The organism is Streptomyces sp. SM18 (genome assembly GCF_002910775.2).
Lineage (GTDB): Bacteria > Actinomycetota > Actinomycetes > Streptomycetales > Streptomycetaceae > Streptomyces > Streptomyces halstedii.
Window position 1 is genome coordinate 5,729,575 of the sequence record NZ_CP029342.1, and the last position, 17,764, is coordinate 5,747,338.

The following is a 17,764-nucleotide window of genomic DNA, read 5'->3' on the forward strand; positions in this document are numbered from 1 at the left end:
TGACTCCGACGGGCGGTGGGGCGGCCCGGTGCCCGCTCCCCGAAGGGGTCGGCCGACCCCGGCCGGACCGGCCGGCCACGGGCTCGACCGGCCTGGTCAGGACCCGGTTCCAGCAGGCCCGAGCACGCTTGTCCCCTCACCGGTGGCACGCGATACGGCCTCCGCGGAGAGGGAGTTGAAGGATCTTGACCGGCGGCTGGGGCATGAGTGAAGCGGGATGACAATCAGCCATGCCGACGCTAGTGTGACCTTACGCGTACAACTTATGGGTGAAAAAGACGGGGGAAACATGCTAAGCCGATCTTTGCCTGATGGTTTACTCGGTGGCTCGGATGCGCGTGCGCCCTTGTGCGGACGTCCGAGTCCGCGGCGGCGGTACCCGATAGTGGCACGGGCCGTCGGGGGCCACGAGACCCTTATGGCTATTTCGCACAGGTGTTGATCAGGCGAAGGTCCACGGCTGATCTGTAGTCCTGTTTCGCGCCGGTGTGCGTGCGTACGAGCCCCTGCCGGTCGCGGTCGTCCGGGCGGTCCGGAGGCCGGCGGTACCGGCTTCCCAGGTGGCGCCTCGGGCCCCGGCGCTCCGGCCTGACGTTCCGGCACGTCGGTCTCGCGTTCCGGCCGCCCCGCGTGGCCGTCGTGGCGCCCCGATGGTGCGACCCCATTTTTGGGTGTGTGGGCCACGAGTTTCGGCCCCTCAGCAAGGACATGCCTTTTCCGCCGACGATGTCGTGGCCGGACGCATTCCCCAGGTGAATGCCCTGGTCCAGAGGGGGGACATGAATAGCTCTTACCGCACGTCCGCTCCGAAAGAGCGGCGCGGTTCCCCCGGTGGCGCAAACGGACCCGACGCCTCCGGCATTTCTACCACACGTGTGGTGTGCACGGAACTCGGTGACAGGTCGATATCCAGCCGAATGGCAGATGAATTCCTGCCGACGTCCCGACGTATTCCGTTCCACGCGAACGGCGTCCCCGGCCAGGAGCGCCGGGCGGAGCCGTCCTCGGCCGCCGCGCGTGCACTGAAGGAGACCCGCGCCACGTTGAAGTCCCTGCCCCGGTGCCGACGCGGATGAGCCGGTACGGCAGCGGAACGGAACGCCACTTCAGGAGGCGAATGACCCATGGCCACCACGGGAGCAGCCTTACGCATACAGCTCTTGGGGTCGGTACGCGCCTGGCGGAAGGGGGTGGAGGTGGCTCTCGGCCCGCCCAAGCAGCGGGCCGTGCTGGGCCTGCTCGCCAGTCGCGCCAACGACGTCGTGGGCGTCGAGAACATCGTGGACGCCCTGTGGGGCGGTGACGTACCCCAGACGGCCGCCAACGGCGTGCACACCTATGTGGGCGGACTGCGCCGCGCGTTGGAGCCGGGACGCAGCAGAAGAGCGGCCGGTGCCGTCCTCACCTCCGAATCCGGCGGGTACTGCCTGAGGCTGGATCCCCTGGACGTGGACGCCACCCTGTTCGCACGCAGTCATAGTGACGCGCGTAGGTCCCGGGGATCGGGCTCCAGTGAGGTGACCCTGCGGCTGTACGAACAGGCGCTGTCGCTCTGGCACGGCGAGGCGTACTCGGGGGTCCCCGGGCCCTTCGCCGCGATGGAGCGCACCCGGCTGCGCGACCTGCGGCTGACCGCCGTGGAGGAGTGGGCCGCCGGGATGCTGGCGGCCGGCCGGCACGCCGAGATGGTCACCGGGCTGACCGGAGCGGTGTCCGAGGAGCCGCTGCGGGAGAAGCTGCGCTGGCTGCTGATCCTGGCCCTGTACCGCTGCGGACGGCAGGCCCACGCCCTGCACATGTACGAGGAGACCCGGCAACTGCTCAGCAGCGAGCTGGGCGTGGAGCCGGGAGCCGACCTGCGCATCCTGTACCAGCAGATCCTGTCCGGGCATCCGGAGCTGCGCCCGCCGGGCGGCGACACCCCGCACGAACTGCTCGGGGTCCGGGAGGCGGCGTTCCGTGGCGGTGCGCCCAAACCGGTGCAACTGCCGCCGCTGGCCCGTGGGTTCGTGGGCCGCGACAAGGAGCTGTCCCAGCTGGAGGCGGTGCTGGAGGAGGAGAGCGCCGGGCACGGCGCCTCGACCCCGGTCGCGGTGGTGGACGGACCGGCCGGTGTCGGCAAGTCGGCGCTCGTCCTGGAGCTGGCGCACCGGCTCATCGACCGCTTCCCCGACGGCCAGCTCTATGTGGACCTGCGCGGCGCCGCGTTGCAGGGCCGGCCGCTGAGCGCCGCGGACGCCCTCGGGCAACTGCTGGGCAGCCTGGGGGTCGAGGACGCCCAGATGCCTCCGGGCCTGGCCGCCCGCGCCTCCCTCTACCGGAGCCTGCTGCACGGCCAGCGGATGCTGGTGGTGCTCGACGAGGCGCAGAGCGCCGACCAGTTGCGGCCGCTCATACCGCGTGGCTCGTCCTGCGTCCTGGTGACCAGCCGGCAGCGCTTCGGCGGGCTCGCCGCGCGGGACGGCGCCCATCTGGTCACCGTCGGACCGCTGGCCGACAAGGAGTCGGCGCGGCTGCTCGCCGGACTCAGCGAGGGCCGCCTCGACGAGCGGGACCCGGCCACCGAGCGGCTGGTGGCGCTGTGCGGGGGGCTGCCGCTGGCCCTGCGCATCGTCGCCGACGGACTGGCGGCCAACCCCGAGGTACCGGTGGACGCGCTGGTCGAGCAGTACGCGGCCGAGCACGGCCGGCTCGACCGGCTCACGGTCGGGGACGACGCGGCGGCCAGCATGCGCAGCGTCTTCGAGGCGTCGTACCAGGCGCTCCCCGAGGACGCGGCACGGATGTTCCGCCACCTCGGCATGTACCGGGGCACGTTCACCGTGCAGATCGCCGCGACGCTCGCCGAGACGGACTGGGACACCACCCGCAGGCTGCTCGCGCTGCTCGCCGCCAACCATCTGCTGGAGGAGGAGCCGGGCCACCGGTACCGCTTCCACAACCTCATCGGCATCTACGCCGCCGAGTGCGCGGAGCGCGAGCCGCCGGCCCGCCGCGAGGAGGCGCTCGCCCGGCTGGTCCGGCTGGGGCCGACCGTGCCGCAGGCCCGGCCGCCGTCCGGGCACGGCGACTGGCGTGACACGCGCGCCGCCGCGTTCTGAGCGGGACGGCGCGTCGGTGACCGGGGCCCGCGCGGCCCCGGCGCCCGTACGGACAGAGAACGACCGGTACGTCTTGGAGGATGGATGTCAGTGGGACAGCTGGACGAGAAGGTGGCCTTGGTGACCGGTGGCTCGACCGGGATCGGTCTGGCCGTCGCCCGGCGGTTCGCCGCCGAAGGGGCCACCGTCTACCTCACCGGGCGGAGCAAGGCCGAGATGGACGAGGCGGTGAGGACCGTCGGTGAACGGGCCGTCGGCATCCGGAGCGACGTGTCGGACCTGGACGACCTGGACCGGCTCTTCGCGCAGATCAAGGAACGCAGCGGACGGCTGGACGTCGTCGTGGCGAACGCGGGCTTCGGGGAGCTGGCCCGGCTGGGGGAGATCACCGAGGAGCACTACGACAAGACGTTCGACACCAACGGCAAGGGCACGCTCTTCACCGTCCAGAAGGCCCTTCCCCTCATGTCGAGGGGAGCCTCGGTGATCGTGCTCTCGTCCACCAACGCCTCGACGGGCGTCAGGGGGATGACCACCTACAGCGCCACCAAGGCCGTCGTCCGCAGCTTCGCGCGGACCTGGGCGGCCGAGCTGGCGGGCCGGGGCATCCGGGTCAACGCGCTCAGCCCCGGGCCGACGGAGACCCCCGGTCTGCGGAGCCTCACCGCGCCGGGCGGCCGGCAACTGGCGGACTCCCTCGCGGCCGCGATCCCGTTCGGCCGGCTCGCACGGGCCGAGGAGGTCGCCAACGCCGCCCTCTTCCTGGCCTCGGACCAGAGCTCCTTCACCACCGGGGCGGAACTGTTCGTGGACGGGGGCCTCAACCAGGTCTGAGAGCGCCACGGACCCGGCGGGCGGGCGGCACCTCCGGCCCCGCCCGCCGGAGGGCGTCAGAGCGTGCCCTCCTCCACCCCGCCCGCTTCGGTGCCGTCCCCCGGACCGCGCCCGTGCTCCGCGTCCGGGGAGGACGAGACCGTGGTCTGCCGTACGGTCACCCCGGGGACCCCGGTCCGCAGCCAGTCGACCACGGCCCGCGGTGACAGGACCGCCGACGCCTGGTGCACCCCCCGCAGCACCTGCCCGCCGCACACCGCGGCGGCGGCGAACGCCCCCACCGCGCCGGTCAGACGGGAACCGTCCTCGCCCCGGATCACGATCGCCCGGCTGACCGCGTTCCCCTCCTGGTCCGATCCCTCCAGACGCCCCCACAGCACGTGGTAGGGGGTGCGTCCGGCCGCGTCCAGGGCGCTGGAGCGCACCAGCTCCTCGGCCCTGGCCGCGAGGTCCCGCGGCCCCGGGTGCCCGCCCCGCGCCCGGTTCAGGGTGCCGAGGACGGCGTCCCCGTCGAAGGCGTTGTACCACCGGGCCTCCCCGAGGCCCAGCTCCCGTGCCCTGTCCACCAGTTCCTCGGTCAGGAAGGGATGCGCGACGAGCGGCCGGGGCACGCCGGGCACCGGGAAGTGCCGTTCGACCGCCAGCGCCGAGGGCACCACCCCGCCCCGCCACACGGCCATGGGGGTGCCGTAGCCGCGCTCCGCGCTCAGCAGGTAGTCGAGCGCCCCGGTCCGGGTCAGGGTGCCCAGACCCGCGTAGCAGCCGGTGAACTCCCCGCCGGGACGCAGACCTTGGGACAGCAGCCCCGGCAGCAGCCCGGAGAGCCCCGGTGTCAGCCCGGCCGACAGGACGGCCGTACGCCCCGGGACCGGGTCGGCCGTGCGGCCGTCGTCCATGACGTCCACGTAGTCGGCACCCGCGGCGAAGGCCGCGCGGCGGGCCCGGTCGACCAGCAGGTAGGCCGGGCCCGCGCAGTTGAGCACGGTACGGCAGCCCTGGCTGAAGCGGCCCAGGCTGCGCGGGTCGCCCGCGTCCACCGCCATGGCCTCGGCGGGCGCGGGGAGCCGGGCGGCGCAGGCGCGCGCCGCCTCACCGTCGCGCCCTCCGAGCCGTAGCCGGAACCGGCCCTCGGCGGCCAGGCTGCGCGCCGCGCTCCGCCCGACCGCGCCGTAGCCGCCGATGATCCCGATCAGGGGCGCGCGACGGCGGCTCATGCCGCACCCCGCGCCGTCGCGCGCACCAGGAGTCCGGCCAGTGCCGCGGCGTGCGGCGGCCGGACGCAGGTGAAGTGGTCACCCGGCACGTCGGCCACGCGCAGCCCGTCGCCGCACACCCGCTGCCAGTAGGCACGCATGTCGTGGTGCATGCTGGGGAAGATCTCCGCCTCGCCCCGCTGGCGTACCAGGGTGGTCGCCCCGGTGTACGGGGTGGCCTGGTGGGCGGCCACCGCCGCCAGGCTGTGTTTGACGGTGCGGAAGGCTCTCTCCAGACGTTCGGGCGCTCTCAACTCCGCGCTCTCCTGGGGAAGATACGTGCCGATGGCCCGCAGCCTCTCCTTCTGGGGCCGCGCGGCCAGGGATCTGAAGGCGCGCAGGGCGCCGGTCCCGGCCGGTCCGAGCGCGGTGGGCGGCCGCTCGGTGAGGGCGCCCTGCGGCACCCGGTCACCGTGCCGCCGGGTGGCCGCCGTGACCAGGGCGCGGGTCGCCGCCTCGTCCCGGGGGTAGCCGAGCGCGACGGTGTCGGCGCGCATCATGCGGGCGAAGACGTACTCGGCGAGCAGATCGTCCTCCACCAGGTACGGCACCCGGTAGCTGCTGATGACCGACACCCCGCCGACCTCGCCGCCCGCCCTGCCCAGCCGGCCGGCCAGCTCGGTGGCCAGCAGCCCTCCCATGCAGTAGCCCACGAGGTGGACCCGGGTGAGGCCCTGGTCGAGGAGGACCCCGGCATAGCGGTCGGCCAGGGCGGCGACCAGCGTCCCGGGGTCGCCGCCCAGATAGGCGTCGAGGTCGTCGACGACCAGCCCGGCGACGGGCAGCCGCCCGGAGAGCTCCTGGACCAGCGCGCGGTACGGCCCCACGGTGCCGGTCCCGTCGTGCACCAGCAGCAGGGTCGTGGGCTCCCCGGAGCCACCGGGCCCGGCGGGGGCATCGGTACCGCCGATCCGTACCAGGGGAGAGGCCGTCGCGGCGGGCGGACCGGCGGCCGGGGCGCCCGCCGGGCGCAGCCGGTCGGCGAGCGCGGCGACCGTCGGCCGGTTGAGTACGCAGCGCAGCAGGTCGTCCCAGCCCATCCCCGCGGCCTGCGGGAGGTGTTCGCGCATCCGGCCGACCAGGCGGGCGACCAGCAGGGAGTCGCCGCCGAGTGCGAAGAAGTCGGCGTGCCTGCCCACGGCGGGCACACCGAGCACCTGGGACCACAGGCCGGCCAGGGCGCGCTCCAGGTCGTCGGCCGGTGCCGCACCGGCCTCCCCGGCGGCGGCAGCGGTCACCGCCGGGGAGGCGAGGCGGGCCAGCCGGGCGCGGTCCACCTTGCCGTTCGCGGTCAGCGGGACCGTGTCCACCACCTGGAGCTCCGCCGGGACCATGGGGGCGGGCAGCCGCTCGGCCAGATGCGTTCGGAGCTCCGTGGTGGTCAGGGCCGCGCGGTCCGGTTTGAAGCGGGCGACGAAGACCTGCTGGCCGATGTCCGCGAGCGCGCTGTCCTCGTGGGGCAGGCACAGCGCGGTCTCCGCCCCCGCCTCGCGCAGCAGGTCCAGCCACTGCGGCCGGGTGAGGAAGGGGGAACCGGTCTTCTCCCGCGCGTCGGTGAAGCCGGTGAGCCCGTCGTTGAACTCCATGGACGTCATGGCGCGGGCCGTGTCGCGGGTGGCCTCGACGAAGACCAGCCAGCCCCCGGGGGCCGTCAGCTCGCGGATCCGCTCCAGCATCCGGCCCGCGTGCACGGCGTTGTGCAGGACGTTCGCGGCGACGACCACATCGGCGCCGTTCGGCCGGAACCCCTGGGCCCGGTAGTCCTGGTCGAGGTCGAACAGCCCGAAGCGCACCCACGGACGGGCGGCGAACGCCTCGCGCGCCTCGGAGAGGAAGAAGGGGGAGAGATCGGTGAAGTGGTAGTCGACCGGAAGGCCCTCCAGCGCCGGGACCAGGTCCGCGCTGGTGCCCCCGACACCGGCCCCGATCTCCAGCAGGCGGACGGGGCCCGGCCCCTGGTGCTCCCTTACGAGGTGCCGTACGGCCCCGGCCACGGCCGCGTTGTTGTACCGGCTGATCAGGTTCGCGCGGTAGGCGGCGGCCGCGGTGTCCAGGCGCCCCTCGGGGAAGAGCAGCTCGCGCACCGGGAGTTCGCCGCTCAGCAGAGCGGCCAGCCGCGCCTCGCAGTCGCGGTGGAAGCGGACGAGGCCGGGGCCCCAGCCGACGGCGCGCTCCAGCGCGTCCACGCGTGCCCACAGCTCCGCGCGCTCCCCCTCCGGTACGGGCGCCAGGCCGCGGTACGCGCCGTCCCGGTCGCGGGTCAGCCGGCCCGCCGCCTCCAGGGCGCCCAGCCAGCGTCGTACGAGGCCGTGGTGACGGGGGTGCGCACCGCAGGCCGCGACGACCTCCCCGGCCGTGTGGACGTCCCCGGGCGAGGCGAACAGGCCGCGCTCACGCAGCAGCAGGGACATCGCCTGGAGGGCGGAGGCGTCCAGCGCGGCGCACAGGGCGCGCACCGCGTCCCCGTGCCCGGCCTCGTCGAACCCCGCCGCCCGCCCGGCCGCCTCCTCCGCCTGCCGCGCCAACTCCGGTCCCGGAGCGGGCCGTCGTGGGACGCGGGCGGTCTCGGCGAAGGCCACCAGCCCGCGCGTGGCGCCCTCGCCCCGCGCCAGCGCCGCGGCCAGCCGTACCGACGGGTGGCTCCGGAGGGCGGCCTCCACCTCGGCCAGCTCGACCCGGTGGCCGTTCAGCTTGACCTGGCCGTCCTCCCGGCCCAGCAGCTCGATCACGCCGTCCGCCCCGCGCCGGCCCATGTCGCCCGTGCGGTACAGCCGTTCACCGCTGTGCGGACGGACGACGAAGCGCTCCCGGGTGCGCCCGGTGTCCCCGAGGTAGCCCAGCGCCAGGCCCGCCCCGCCGATGCAGATCTCTCCGGTCACGTGCTCGGGGCAGTCCCGCAGCCGGTGGTCGAGGACGTGCACGGTCTGGTTGGCCAGCGGACGCCCGTAGGGGATGCTGACCGCGTCCGGGTCCACCTCGGTGACCGGGTGGTGGAGGGACCAGATCGCGGCCTCCGTGGCACCGCCGAGGGCGACCACGCGCAGCGAGGGGAGGCGGGCCCGTATCGCGTCGGGCAGCGTCACCGGTATCCAGTCGCCGGAGAGCAGCGCCAGGCGCATCCGGCCGGTGCCGGGGGCGGGAGCGGTCCGCAGGTACTCCTGGAGCATCTGGAGCTGGGCGGGCACCGAGTTCCACAGGGTGACCGCGTGCTCCTCGGCCAGGGCCGCCCAGTGGGCCGGGTCCCCGCGCCGCCCGGCGTCGGGCAGGACGAGCGCGCCGCCCACGGACAGGGGCCCGAAGATGTCGTACACGGACAGGTCGAAGCCCAGGTGTGCCAATCCCAGGACCCGGTCGTCGGGGCCCACCGCGAAGCGGCGGTTGATGTCGTCCACCGTGTTGCGGGCGGCGGCGTGGGTGATCATCACGCCCTTCGGCGTGCCGGTGGAGCCCGAGGTGTAGAGGACGTACGCCAGGTCGTCGGGACCGGTGGCGGCGTCCTCGTACGCCTCCTCGCCACCGGCGGGTGCGGCCGTGTCCACCGCGAGGGACCGGGTGTCCGGCGGCAGTTGGAGGCCGGGGGACAGCCAGGACTGGGTGAGCACGGTGCGGACCGCCGCGTCCGCCAGGACGGTGGCCCGGCGCAGCGCGGGCTGGGTGGTGTCCACGGGCAGATACGCCCCGCCGGCCAGCAGCACGCCCAGGACGGCGACGACCTGCTCCCACCCCTTGTCCATGACGATGCCGACGCGCTCACCGGGGGCCACCCCCTCGCGGGTGAGAGCGGCGGCCACGCCCCGGGCGCGGGCCAGGAGTTCGGCGTAGTCGAGCCGGCGGCCGGGGGCGACGACCGCCGTACGGCCCGGGGTGCGCACGGCCTGCGCCACGACCTGGGCGTGCAGCGGCCCCCGGGTGCGCGGAGCCTCGGTGGCGTTGACCCGGGCCAGCCGTGCGACCTGGGCGGCGGGCAGCTCCAGGGGGTCGGCCTCGTGCCAGACGGCGTCCTCTCCGGCCAGCCGGTGCGTCAGCCGGGCGAACGCGTCGAACATGTCCTGGACCACGCCGTCGGGGAACAGGCCCTCACGGACGTCCCAGTGCGCGAGCAGCCCGCCGTCGTCCTCCATGATCTGGCAGTCGATCCACACCTGCGGGGTCTGGGTGATCCCGTGGACGAGCGTGCCGCCGGGCATCAGCGAGGAAGGACCCGCCGCTCCGGCCCCGCCTCCCGGTCCGCCGACCGTACTGGTGAAGACGACCGGCATCAGGGCCTCGGCCCGTCCACGGCGCCGTGCGATCTCACGGAGCACCTCGACACCGCCGCAGAGCCGGTGGTCCATGTCGTCCCACAGACGCGCCTGCGACCCTTGTGCGCGCTCCGCCAGGCTCGCCCCGTCGCCGAGGTCCACGGCGAGCAGGCTGGTGGAGCTGAAGTCGCCGACGACCTTGTCCACCCCGGCGTGCACCGGGAGCCGGTTCTGCAGGGTGAGGCCGAGGGTGAAGCGAGGGTGGCGGCTCCAGCGCCCCACCGTTTCCGCGAAGGCCTGGAGCAGAGCGCCCGAGGCGGTGACCCCGGCGGCCGCGGCCCGCCGGTTCAGCGCCTCCCACGGCCGGGGGCCGAGGCGCGTGCCGTGCCGGTGGAAGTGGGGCGGGGCGGCGGGGGCGTCGGTGCGCAGCGGCAGTTCCGGGGCGGGCGGCAGGCTGTCCACGCGGTCCCACCAGTAGGCCCGGTCGCGCTGGTAGCGCGTGCCCTCCTGGGTGCCGCGCGCCGCCAGGACGTAGTCCCGGAAGGTGACTTCGGGCGGGTCGGCGGACGGGGCTCCGGTACACAGCCCGCGCAGTTCGGTCAGGAGCAGCCGGATACTGCTGTAGTCGCAGATCAGCAGATCGACGGAGAGGTGCAGCAGCAGCCCGTGGGCGGTGCGGGTGGTCCGCAGTTCGAACAGGGGCCACCGCTCGGTCGGTCCGCGCCGGTGCGACATCCGCGCGCGGACCGCCTCCAGCGCGTGCCGCTCCTTTGGCCCGTCACCGGCGCCGAGGTCCGTGTGGGCCACGTGGTACCGGGGCACCTGGGGCAGGACGCGCTGATGGCCCTCGGCCGAGACGACCGCGCGGAGCATGTCGTGCCGGCCGATCAGGGTGTTCCAGGCGTCCTCCACGGTGTCGTCGGCGACGGCGGGCAGCGCGATCTCCAGATATCCGTGACAGGCCACCCCTCCGTAGTCGAAGGCCTCGCCGCGGCCGAGCAGATAGGCCGACTGGACGTCCGTCAGCGGGAAGGGATCGTGGCGCGCGCCGGGGTCGGGGACCAGTCCCGGCCCCGTCTCCAGGACCCGCAGGTGCTCCAGGACGGCCGGCTTGTTCTCGCGCAGCCAGGCCAGCCGGCGTGGTGTCAGCACCCCCTGCCGGGCGCGGTAGCGGAGTTGACCGTCCTCCTCGTGCAGGAGGACGCCCTCCGCGGTGAGTTGGGCAACGTACTCCGCTACGCGCATGGTGCTGTGCCTCTCATTTCGCCGTGCCGACGGGACCTGGACGGAAACAGAGCGGGCCGTCAGCTTCACACGTGACAACGGGTGAGCGCTCCACTTCCGCGACAACAGGCGTCTCAGAAACCCGAGTTGAGGCAGGCCCCGGCGTCCCGAAGAAACCGGCGCGATCCCCACTCTCCGTCAGAACGTCGTCACCACACGCGATACGCTGAGCTGATCGCGCCCCCTTCCGGCGGTCGCGGGCGCCGGTCTGTACGGCGCCGGCCGTCCATACAGACGGCGTACATACTTCGCCCAGCCGGGCTGTCCCAGAATGACGACGCCCGCGCCGGACGACCTTCGAGCGCGCTGATTGATCCTCGGTACACCCAAGGGGGAGGTCCATGCTCGCCGCGCCGAGCCACGGGAACGGCACAGCGCCCTCCGCTCCGCGTCCGCACGCACCGGACCGGTTACCGGCGGAACTCCAGCTCGTCGGTCCTCCCGCCGGCCGGGCCGGCCCCTCCGGTGGATGAGGCTCCGGCCCTGACCGGTGGTGGAACGAGGGGGGTGGGCCTCAGCGGCCCACCCGGCCACCACCCGGTCGTACGCACGTTCGCATCACGCCCCAATAGGGCGGTCGAGGAACTACGTTGGGGGATCGAGTGGGAATCGATGTATTGGTGTCCGACGACCTGCACCTGTCCCGTTTCGCGCTCAGCGCACTGCTTGAGCGGCATGAGGAGATCCGCGTCGTCGGGTCGGTGGAGAGCAATCTGGACGCACTGGAGTTTGCCGAGCTGCACAGCCCGGACGTGGTGATCATCAGTTTCGAGGACGCGGACAGCGACACGATCGCGATCGCCGAGAAGATCGCGAGCCTTCCCGGGTGCCGGAGCATGCTGCTCGGCAGGGCGTTCACCCGGTCGGTCGTCCGTCAGGCCTTCGCCGCCGGGATCGGCGGCATGGTGGAGCGCAGCGTCCCTCCCCGCCAGTTCTTCGAGGCCATTCACCGGGTGCACCAGGGGGAGCGGGTGTTCGACGCGGAGTTGACGGTCGCCGCGCTGATCAACAGGGACTCCACCTTGACGCTGCGGGAGTTCTCGGTACTGGAACACGCGTCCCGGGGCGACACCGTGGTCGAGATCGCGGCGCGCCTGCACCTCTCCGAGGGGACCGTGCGCAACTACCTTTCGTCCATGGTGACGAAGCTGGGCGCGCGCAACCGTATCGACGCTTTACGGATCGCCCGTGACGCGCGGTGGATCTAGGGCGTGCCCCTGTTTCCCGACGTGTTCGCGGAGCCGTTCACGGACATTTCGTCCGCAGCTGACAAAATTATCCCATGAGCATCTTCCGTCGATTGTGTGACGCACAGCCGGCCTGAGCGGCAGCCATTGAATCGTCAACCCGGCACGGCACCTAGATGTACCACCGGGGCGCTGTCGGTGCAATGGCGCGAAGGTCTCCGGGCTCGTTGTCCCGTGGTATCCGGATGAGTTCTTAACAATCGAATGCGCGATTCTCACCGATACGGTGGACGCGACCCCCGCCGGCCGGGGCTCTTGGAGCCTGTGGCCACCGGCGGGGGTCGCTCGCATGCCCGGACCCGCCCGTACGGTGACGCCCCAGGCCGCTTCCCGCGGCCTTTGGCGGGCGTGCCGGGCGTCCGGAACCGACGAGGCACACGGCTTCGTCCCGGTGTCCTGGAACCGCCGGGCTGAATGAGCCGAGTGGTGGGTAGCAGTGGAGTCCGGCCGGTATTGATTTCTCCAGCCCTTATATGTGAAACGCATGGGCATGCATGTGAAAATAATCTGTCGCGACGTGAAGTGCTGCTGGTACCGTCGAGACGTTCCGGCAGATTCAGGCGGGGAGCCGGCGGAAATGTCCGCGATTCACCGGGCCGATTGCGGTGACCTGCGCGACATTACCGTGGAATCGCGGAGGCGATGGGCGTCGAACCATCGGTACGAATGCTTTTCCTGGAGGGATGAACCATGCCGAACCGAGCTGCAGTCCCGCCCATTCCCTGGGGGGAAGTGGCGAGTTCCATCCAATTCATTCCCGCCGAGTACTCCCGTACGGACCAGCCGGAATCCGTTGCGCGGGAGATGCTGCGCTGCGCATCCGAGGACATCGACAGACTCGTCGACGCGGGGCTGCCCTTCGACCGCCGGGAGGGCGTGCGCCATTTCGACGTGAACGATCTGTACACCCTCGGCATGTACTCGAACAGCACCCGTACACAGCCGGAGCTCGCGTTCCGCATGCTGTTCCGGTTCGCCGGGCGTCCGGTCGACGACCTGCTCCGCGACAAGGCGTGGGAGTTCCGGGTCCAGCTGGAGTGCCCGGAATGCGACGAGGTCGCCCCCTGGCACTTCGAAGCACCTGACGTCGTCCGGTTCGGAGGGCGCCTGGAGGGCGGGGCCGCCCCGGAACCGAGCGCGGGTTCGGCCGCGTACGCGGCGACCGTCACCACGACGGGTGCGCGGACCCCGCTGGTCTCCACCGAACTGCGGCGGCTGACCCACGAGTACCTCGACGCCGGCTACCGGTGGCAGATGATCCCCGTCGCCATGCAGGCCGACTACGAACTGGTCCACGGTCTGGGGGCGACGAGCTGCATCGCGGCGAGCCTGCTGCTGGCCGAGCGCTTCCGGACGGCGGGCTACAAGGCCGAGGCGAAGCGGGGCTGGTTCTGCGGCGTGCTCGGCGGAGCGCTGGACCTGCCGCACGCCTGCGTGGAGGTCGAGGACGACGACGGCAGGCTCAAGACCGTCGACATCGCCAAGGCGCAACTGGCCGCCCGGCTGTCGTCGGACACCGGGGACTTCCAGGAGCTGTGCCTCGGGTCGATCTACAACAAGGTGATCCCGTCCACCGCTTCCGGAAACGCGTCGTTCGGCCACCACGCGTGCGGTTCACCGCTACCGGCCCAAGTGCGCGCGGACATCCGGTCGGCGCGTTGAGCTGAATTCTCGAAACACCCTGTGTGGAAGGACGAGTGAGAATGGCAGTACGTGAGATCGAACCGGTCGTGCTCGAACTCGACCGGTTGGAGCAGCTGGCCGAGTCCGGCTACTACAACCCGTACACGATGTTCGACTGGCCCGACACCATCGAGCCCGACAAGCCGTGGATGAGCGAGCACCTCACCACGCTGGGCGGCACGCCGATGTGGGACGAGCTGACGCGTGAGCAGCAGCTCGCGCTGACCCGGTTCGAGGCGGTCAACTTCTTCAGCCTCAACATCCACGGCATCCGCGAGCTGATGAGCGACGTCGTGATGCGCATCCACGAGAAGACCTACGCGGACGTCTCGGAGTTCCTCCACCACTTCATCGGTGAGGAGAACGAGCACATGTGGTTCTTCGCGCAGTTCTGCCTCCGCTACGGCGGCAAGCTGTACCCGGCGCAGCCGACGCTGAAGGCCGACTCGGTGGAGCACCTCTCGCCGATCGCCCGCGAGCTGATCGTCTTCGCGCGCATCCTCATCTTCGAGGAGATCGTCGACCACTACAACGCGTACATGGCGACCGACCAGACCCTCCCGCACATCGCCCGCGAGATCAACCGGGTGCACCACCAGGACGAGAGCCGGCACGTCGCGTTCGGCCGCATGGTCTTCACCAACCTGCTCGGCCAGCTCGTCAAGCGCGACCCCGACGAGGCGCCCGTGGTCGCCGAGTACCTGGAGAACTACCTCCAGTACAGCATCGGCACCCTCTACAACCCGGCCGCCTACCGCGACGCGGGCATCCCGGACGCGCTGGCGCTGCGCCGCAAGGCGCTGGCCCACCCCGCCCGGGTGGAGACGCACGACCAGGTGCTGAAGCGGACGAGGAAGTTCCTGTCGAAGTCCGGCGTAGGCAGGGAAACGATCAAGCGATGACCGACCCCATGCAGGCGGTCCAGGAGTTCATCCTGGGCCGTAACCCCGCACTCGACCGGGTGTCCGAGGACCTCGACCTGATCGACAGCAGGGCCATCAACTCGCTGGCGTTCGTCGAGTTCATCTTCCTGCTGGAGGAGCTGACGGGGGAGTCCATCGATCCGGAGGACCTGGATCTGGACGACTTCCGCACCCTCGACGCGCTGGAAGCACGATTCTTCAAGAAGGAAGCGGCGCGATGACCACAGCGACCGACAACGGCCTGGGAGTTCTCGACGGCGGCCAGCTGCGGTTGCTGCGGGCGATCGACGGCGTGGTCCTGCGATGGGCCGACAGCTGGGGCGCCCCGGAGTTCCGGTTCCCGTTCCTGATGCGGTGTCAGGACCTCGACACCTTCGACTACTACGACAACTTCCCGCACCTGGGCCTCGCCGCGACCCGGCTGGACCCGGAGCGTCTGGGCGGCCTGCTGGCCGAGACGCCCCGGCCGGTCGCGCAGATGCCGACCGAGGTCATGGAGCCGACCGCGTTCGCGCTGCCCTCGGCGGCCTGCTACTCGGTCTACCTGAACCTGGCCGGCTCGGAGCTGCCCGCCGAGGGAGCCCTGCGGACCACGGTCGGCACCTGCTTCCGCAACGAGGAGCACTACCAGGGCCTCCAACGGCTGCTCGGCTTCTCCATGCGCGAGATCGTCTGCGTCGGGCCCGAGGAGGTGGCGAAGAACCACCTGCTCCGCGCCAAGGACGTCGTGACGAAGCTGTGCGCCCAGCTCGGGCTGGACGTCCGGCTGGAGGTCGCCACCGACCCGTTCTTCGACAAGAACGGCGGCAAGGCCAAGATGCAGCGGCTGTTCCCGGTGAAGGAGGAGTTCGTCGTCGACGGCCTGGCGATCGGCTCCGTCAACTACCACCGGAACTTCTTCGGCGAGCGGTGCGACATCCGGGCCGGGGACGACACGGCGCACACCAGCTGCCTGGCCTTCGGCCTGGAGCGCTGGGTGCACGCCCTGACCGCGCGGTTCGGCAGCACCGACGCCGCGGTGTCGGCGATCGAGAGCCTGAGCTGATGCGTGCCACGCTGGCCGGAGCGCTCGGCCTGGACGTGGCGCTGCTCCAGTCGGGCATGGGCGGCGTCGCCGGCGCGGAGCTGGCCTGCGCCGTGTCCGACGCCGGCGCGGCGGGGTGTGTGGGCGGCTACAAGCTGGCCGGCGACGCGCTGTCGGCCGTACTCGGCCGGTTGACCGCCGGTACCGAACGGCCCGTCGGCGTGAACCTGATCCCGGAGGTGGTGGGGCCGGAGGAGCTCGACCGCCAGGTGGCCCAGGTGCTCGACGAGACGCCCGAGCGCGTGCACCTGTCGTTCTTCGGCATGCCCGAGGACGCGGTGCTCGACCGGGTCGTCGCGGCCGGCCGGGGCCTGGTGGTCCAGGTCGGATCCGTCGAGGACGGGACGCACGCGGCCGGACGGGGGGCGGTCGTGGTGGCCCAGGGCACCGAGGCCGGCGGCCACCTCCTGGGCACCGCGCGCCGCGACGACCTGGTCGCGGCCCTGCGCGACCGGCTGCCCGACGCCTGCCTCGTCGCCTCGGGCGGCATCGGCTCGCCCGAGGAGGCCGGGCGGGCACTCGCCGCCGGAGCCGACGGTGTCCTGCTGGGCACCGCCTTCGTCGTCGCGCACGAGTCGCGGGCCCACTCCCGCTTCAAGGCGGCGGTGACCGCGGCCGACGAGGCCGACACCGTGATCACCGACGTCTACGAGATCGGCTGGCCGGGCCGGCGGCACCGCGTCCTGGCGACCGCCGTCACCGCCGACCCCGGACAGCCCAAGAATTTCATCGGCCGCACGGTGGTCGAGGGAAAGCCGTACCTGGTACCGCGCTTCAGCTCGGCGGTGCCGACCGAAGCGACCAGCGGCCGGATCGAGGAGATGGCGATGTACTGCGGCCGGTCCTGCGGTGACATCTCCGAACAACTCTCGGCGGCCGATGTCGTGGCCGCGTTCGCGCGTGTCCTGCCGGGCGCCGAGACCGTCACGAACCAGACAAGGATGGAAAGCAATGTCAGCCGATGAGGCGCAGGACAACCACCACGACCTGAGCTACCGCGAGGACATCCCGCGCGTCCGCACCAGGGAAGGCGTCGAGCTCTACGCCGAGACCAACGGCGAGGGCGACATCACCGTCACCACGCTCAACAACTTCTTCTTCAGCGCCCCGTTCTGGCGTGAGTACACCGAGGAACTCGTCAAGCACTACCGCGTCCTGAGCTACGACCTCTGCAACCACGGGCAGTCCTCGCGCGTGGAGCAGGAGCCGACCTGGGAGGAGCACGCGGAGGACCTGATCGGACTGCTCGACGGGCTGGGCATCGAGTCGACCTACCTGATCGGTACGTCGGCCTCCACCCAGCTCGCCCGGGACGTCGCGCTGGCCCACCCCGACCGGGTCAGGGGCATGGTGCTGGCCGGACCGGTCGTCGGCCCGCAGGGGATGCGGCGCCACCGCGGGCTCCAGCGCGCCTGGCTGCGGACGCTGAACAGCTACGGCATGCCCGAGCTGTACAGCCACATGTACCCCGAGGTGATCAGCACCGACATGAACGAGGAGACCGGCACCCCGGGATTCCTCGGGCTGCGGGAGAGCTTCCTGGCGATGTCCACGGCCGAGGAGCTCAACAACGGACTGACCCTCGCCCAGCAGGGCGACCCCAGCCCCGAGCTGCTGACCCGCATCCAGACCCCGACGCTGATCGCCCTCGGCGACGACGACATCCTGCTCGGCCCGACGGCCGGCCAGGAACTGGCCGAGCTGTTCCCCAAGGGCCGTCTCGCGCTCATGCCGAAGGCCGGCCACGTGCCGTTCCTCGACGACCCCGAGGGATTCCAGGAGATCGTCCGCAAGTTCGTGGACGAAGTGGAATCGGATGTCTGATCCGCGGGCCGAAGCCCGGCTGCGCATCCGTGCGTTGCTGGTGGACATCTTCGGCGGCGACCGGTTCGTCAGCGGTGTGCCGGACACCGCGTCGCTCCGGGAGGCGGGGGTGCCCTCCACCGCGCTGGTGAGCCTGCTGGTGGCGATGGAGGACGCGTTCGGCTTCGAATGGGACGACGAGGTCCGCCCCGAGGTGCTGCGCACGATCGACTCACTGGCGGGACACGTGGTGGAGACGGGCGCGGTGGGGACACCGGGTGGCCGCTGAGCCGCGTCCTGGCGGGGGCTTC

12 protein-coding genes are annotated in these 17,764 nt (G+C 72.0%); 10 read left to right on the forward strand and 2 right to left on the reverse strand.

The features are described from left to right. Nucleotides 1-1,124 precede the first annotated feature (1,124 nt). Together B9S64_RS25725 and B9S64_RS25730 are read left to right on the forward strand one after the other, a co-directional pair. Nucleotides 1,125-3,101, forward strand: coding sequence for a BTAD domain-containing putative transcriptional regulator (locus B9S64_RS25725; RefSeq protein ID WP_103489126.1), 1,977 nt, complete (start codon nucleotides 1,125-1,127; stop codon nucleotides 3,099-3,101). Between the two features lie 90 nt (nucleotides 3,102-3,191). Further along, on the forward strand, nucleotides 3,192-3,935 hold the full coding sequence (locus tag B9S64_RS25730) for an SDR family NAD(P)-dependent oxidoreductase (protein WP_103489127.1): 744 nt from the start codon (nucleotides 3,192-3,194) through the stop codon (nucleotides 3,933-3,935). Between the two features lie 56 nt (nucleotides 3,936-3,991). On the opposite strand, the gene B9S64_RS25735 is transcribed toward B9S64_RS25730, so the two are convergent. Continuing rightward, on the reverse strand, nucleotides 3,992-5,149 hold the full coding sequence (locus tag B9S64_RS25735; RefSeq protein WP_103504949.1) for a saccharopine dehydrogenase NADP-binding domain-containing protein: 1,158 nt from the start codon (nucleotides 5,147-5,149) through the stop codon (nucleotides 3,992-3,994). Beyond that, complete coding sequence (locus tag B9S64_RS35440) at nucleotides 5,146-10,674, reverse strand: non-ribosomal peptide synthetase (protein WP_103504948.1); 5,529 nt, start codon at nucleotides 10,672-10,674, stop codon at nucleotides 5,146-5,148. The genes B9S64_RS25735 and B9S64_RS35440 overlap by 4 nt, the downstream gene beginning before the upstream one ends. A 659-nt stretch (nucleotides 10,675-11,333) precedes the next feature. Between B9S64_RS35440 and B9S64_RS25745 the strand changes: the two genes are divergently transcribed. From B9S64_RS25745 to B9S64_RS25780, 8 genes are all read left to right on the forward strand, one after another. Then, nucleotides 11,334-11,921, forward strand: coding sequence for a response regulator transcription factor (locus B9S64_RS25745; RefSeq protein ID WP_181012201.1), 588 nt, complete (start codon nucleotides 11,334-11,336; stop codon nucleotides 11,919-11,921). 771 nt (nucleotides 11,922-12,692) lie between these two features. Beyond that, entirely contained in the window at nucleotides 12,693-13,622 is a 930-nt protein-coding gene (locus tag B9S64_RS25750; protein ID WP_146060093.1) for a hypothetical protein, read from the forward strand. 41 nt (nucleotides 13,623-13,663) lie between these two features. Beyond that, on the forward strand, nucleotides 13,664-14,545 hold the full coding sequence (locus B9S64_RS25755) for a diiron oxygenase (protein ID WP_103490083.1): 882 nt from the start codon (nucleotides 13,664-13,666) through the stop codon (nucleotides 14,543-14,545). Then, entirely contained in the window at nucleotides 14,542-14,787 is a 246-nt protein-coding gene (locus B9S64_RS25760) for an acetylxylan esterase (protein ID WP_028441047.1), read from the forward strand. The genes B9S64_RS25755 and B9S64_RS25760 overlap by 4 nt, the downstream gene beginning before the upstream one ends. Next, nucleotides 14,784-15,611 (forward strand): hypothetical protein, encoded by an 828-nt coding sequence (locus B9S64_RS34615; protein WP_103490082.1) that lies wholly within the window; start codon nucleotides 14,784-14,786, stop codon nucleotides 15,609-15,611. The genes B9S64_RS25760 and B9S64_RS34615 overlap by 4 nt, the downstream gene beginning before the upstream one ends. After that, nucleotides 15,611-16,615, forward strand: coding sequence for a nitronate monooxygenase family protein (locus B9S64_RS34620; protein WP_103490081.1), 1,005 nt, complete (start codon nucleotides 15,611-15,613; stop codon nucleotides 16,613-16,615). Before B9S64_RS34615 ends, B9S64_RS34620 begins: the two co-directional genes overlap by 1 nt. Then, nucleotides 16,602-17,474, forward strand: a complete 873-nt coding sequence (locus B9S64_RS25775; RefSeq protein WP_164344151.1) for an alpha/beta fold hydrolase — start codon at nucleotides 16,602-16,604, stop codon at nucleotides 17,472-17,474. The genes B9S64_RS34620 and B9S64_RS25775 overlap by 14 nt, the downstream gene beginning before the upstream one ends. Then, entirely contained in the window at nucleotides 17,467-17,742 is a 276-nt protein-coding gene (locus B9S64_RS25780; RefSeq protein ID WP_103490079.1) for a phosphopantetheine-binding protein, read from the forward strand. Before B9S64_RS25775 ends, B9S64_RS25780 begins: the two co-directional genes overlap by 8 nt. Nucleotides 17,743-17,764 lie beyond the last annotated feature (22 nt).

What these genes read in the sequence shown, in the direction of transcription:
- B9S64_RS25725 (WP_103489126.1), top strand. Translation starts at nt 1,125, where the DNA reads ATGGCCACCACGGGAGCAGCCTTACGCATACAGCTCTTGGGGTCGGTA.
- B9S64_RS25735 (WP_103504949.1), bottom strand. Translation starts at nt 5,149, where the DNA reads ATGAGCCGCCGTCGCGCGCCCCTGATCGGGATCATCGGCGGCTACGGC.
- B9S64_RS35440 (WP_103504948.1), bottom strand. Translation starts at nt 10,674, where the DNA reads ATGCGCGTAGCGGAGTACGTTGCCCAACTCACCGCGGAGGGCGTCCTC.
- B9S64_RS25755 (WP_103490083.1), top strand. Translation starts at nt 13,664, where the DNA reads ATGGCAGTACGTGAGATCGAACCGGTCGTGCTCGAACTCGACCGGTTG.
- B9S64_RS25760 (WP_028441047.1), top strand. Translation starts at nt 14,542, where the DNA reads ATGACCGACCCCATGCAGGCGGTCCAGGAGTTCATCCTGGGCCGTAAC.
- B9S64_RS34615 (WP_103490082.1), top strand. Translation starts at nt 14,784, where the DNA reads ATGACCACAGCGACCGACAACGGCCTGGGAGTTCTCGACGGCGGCCAG.
- B9S64_RS34620 (WP_103490081.1), top strand. Translation starts at nt 15,611, where the DNA reads ATGCGTGCCACGCTGGCCGGAGCGCTCGGCCTGGACGTGGCGCTGCTC.
- B9S64_RS25775 (WP_164344151.1), top strand. Translation starts at nt 16,602, where the DNA reads ATGTCAGCCGATGAGGCGCAGGACAACCACCACGACCTGAGCTACCGC.
- B9S64_RS25780 (WP_103490079.1), top strand. Translation starts at nt 17,467, where the DNA reads ATGTCTGATCCGCGGGCCGAAGCCCGGCTGCGCATCCGTGCGTTGCTG.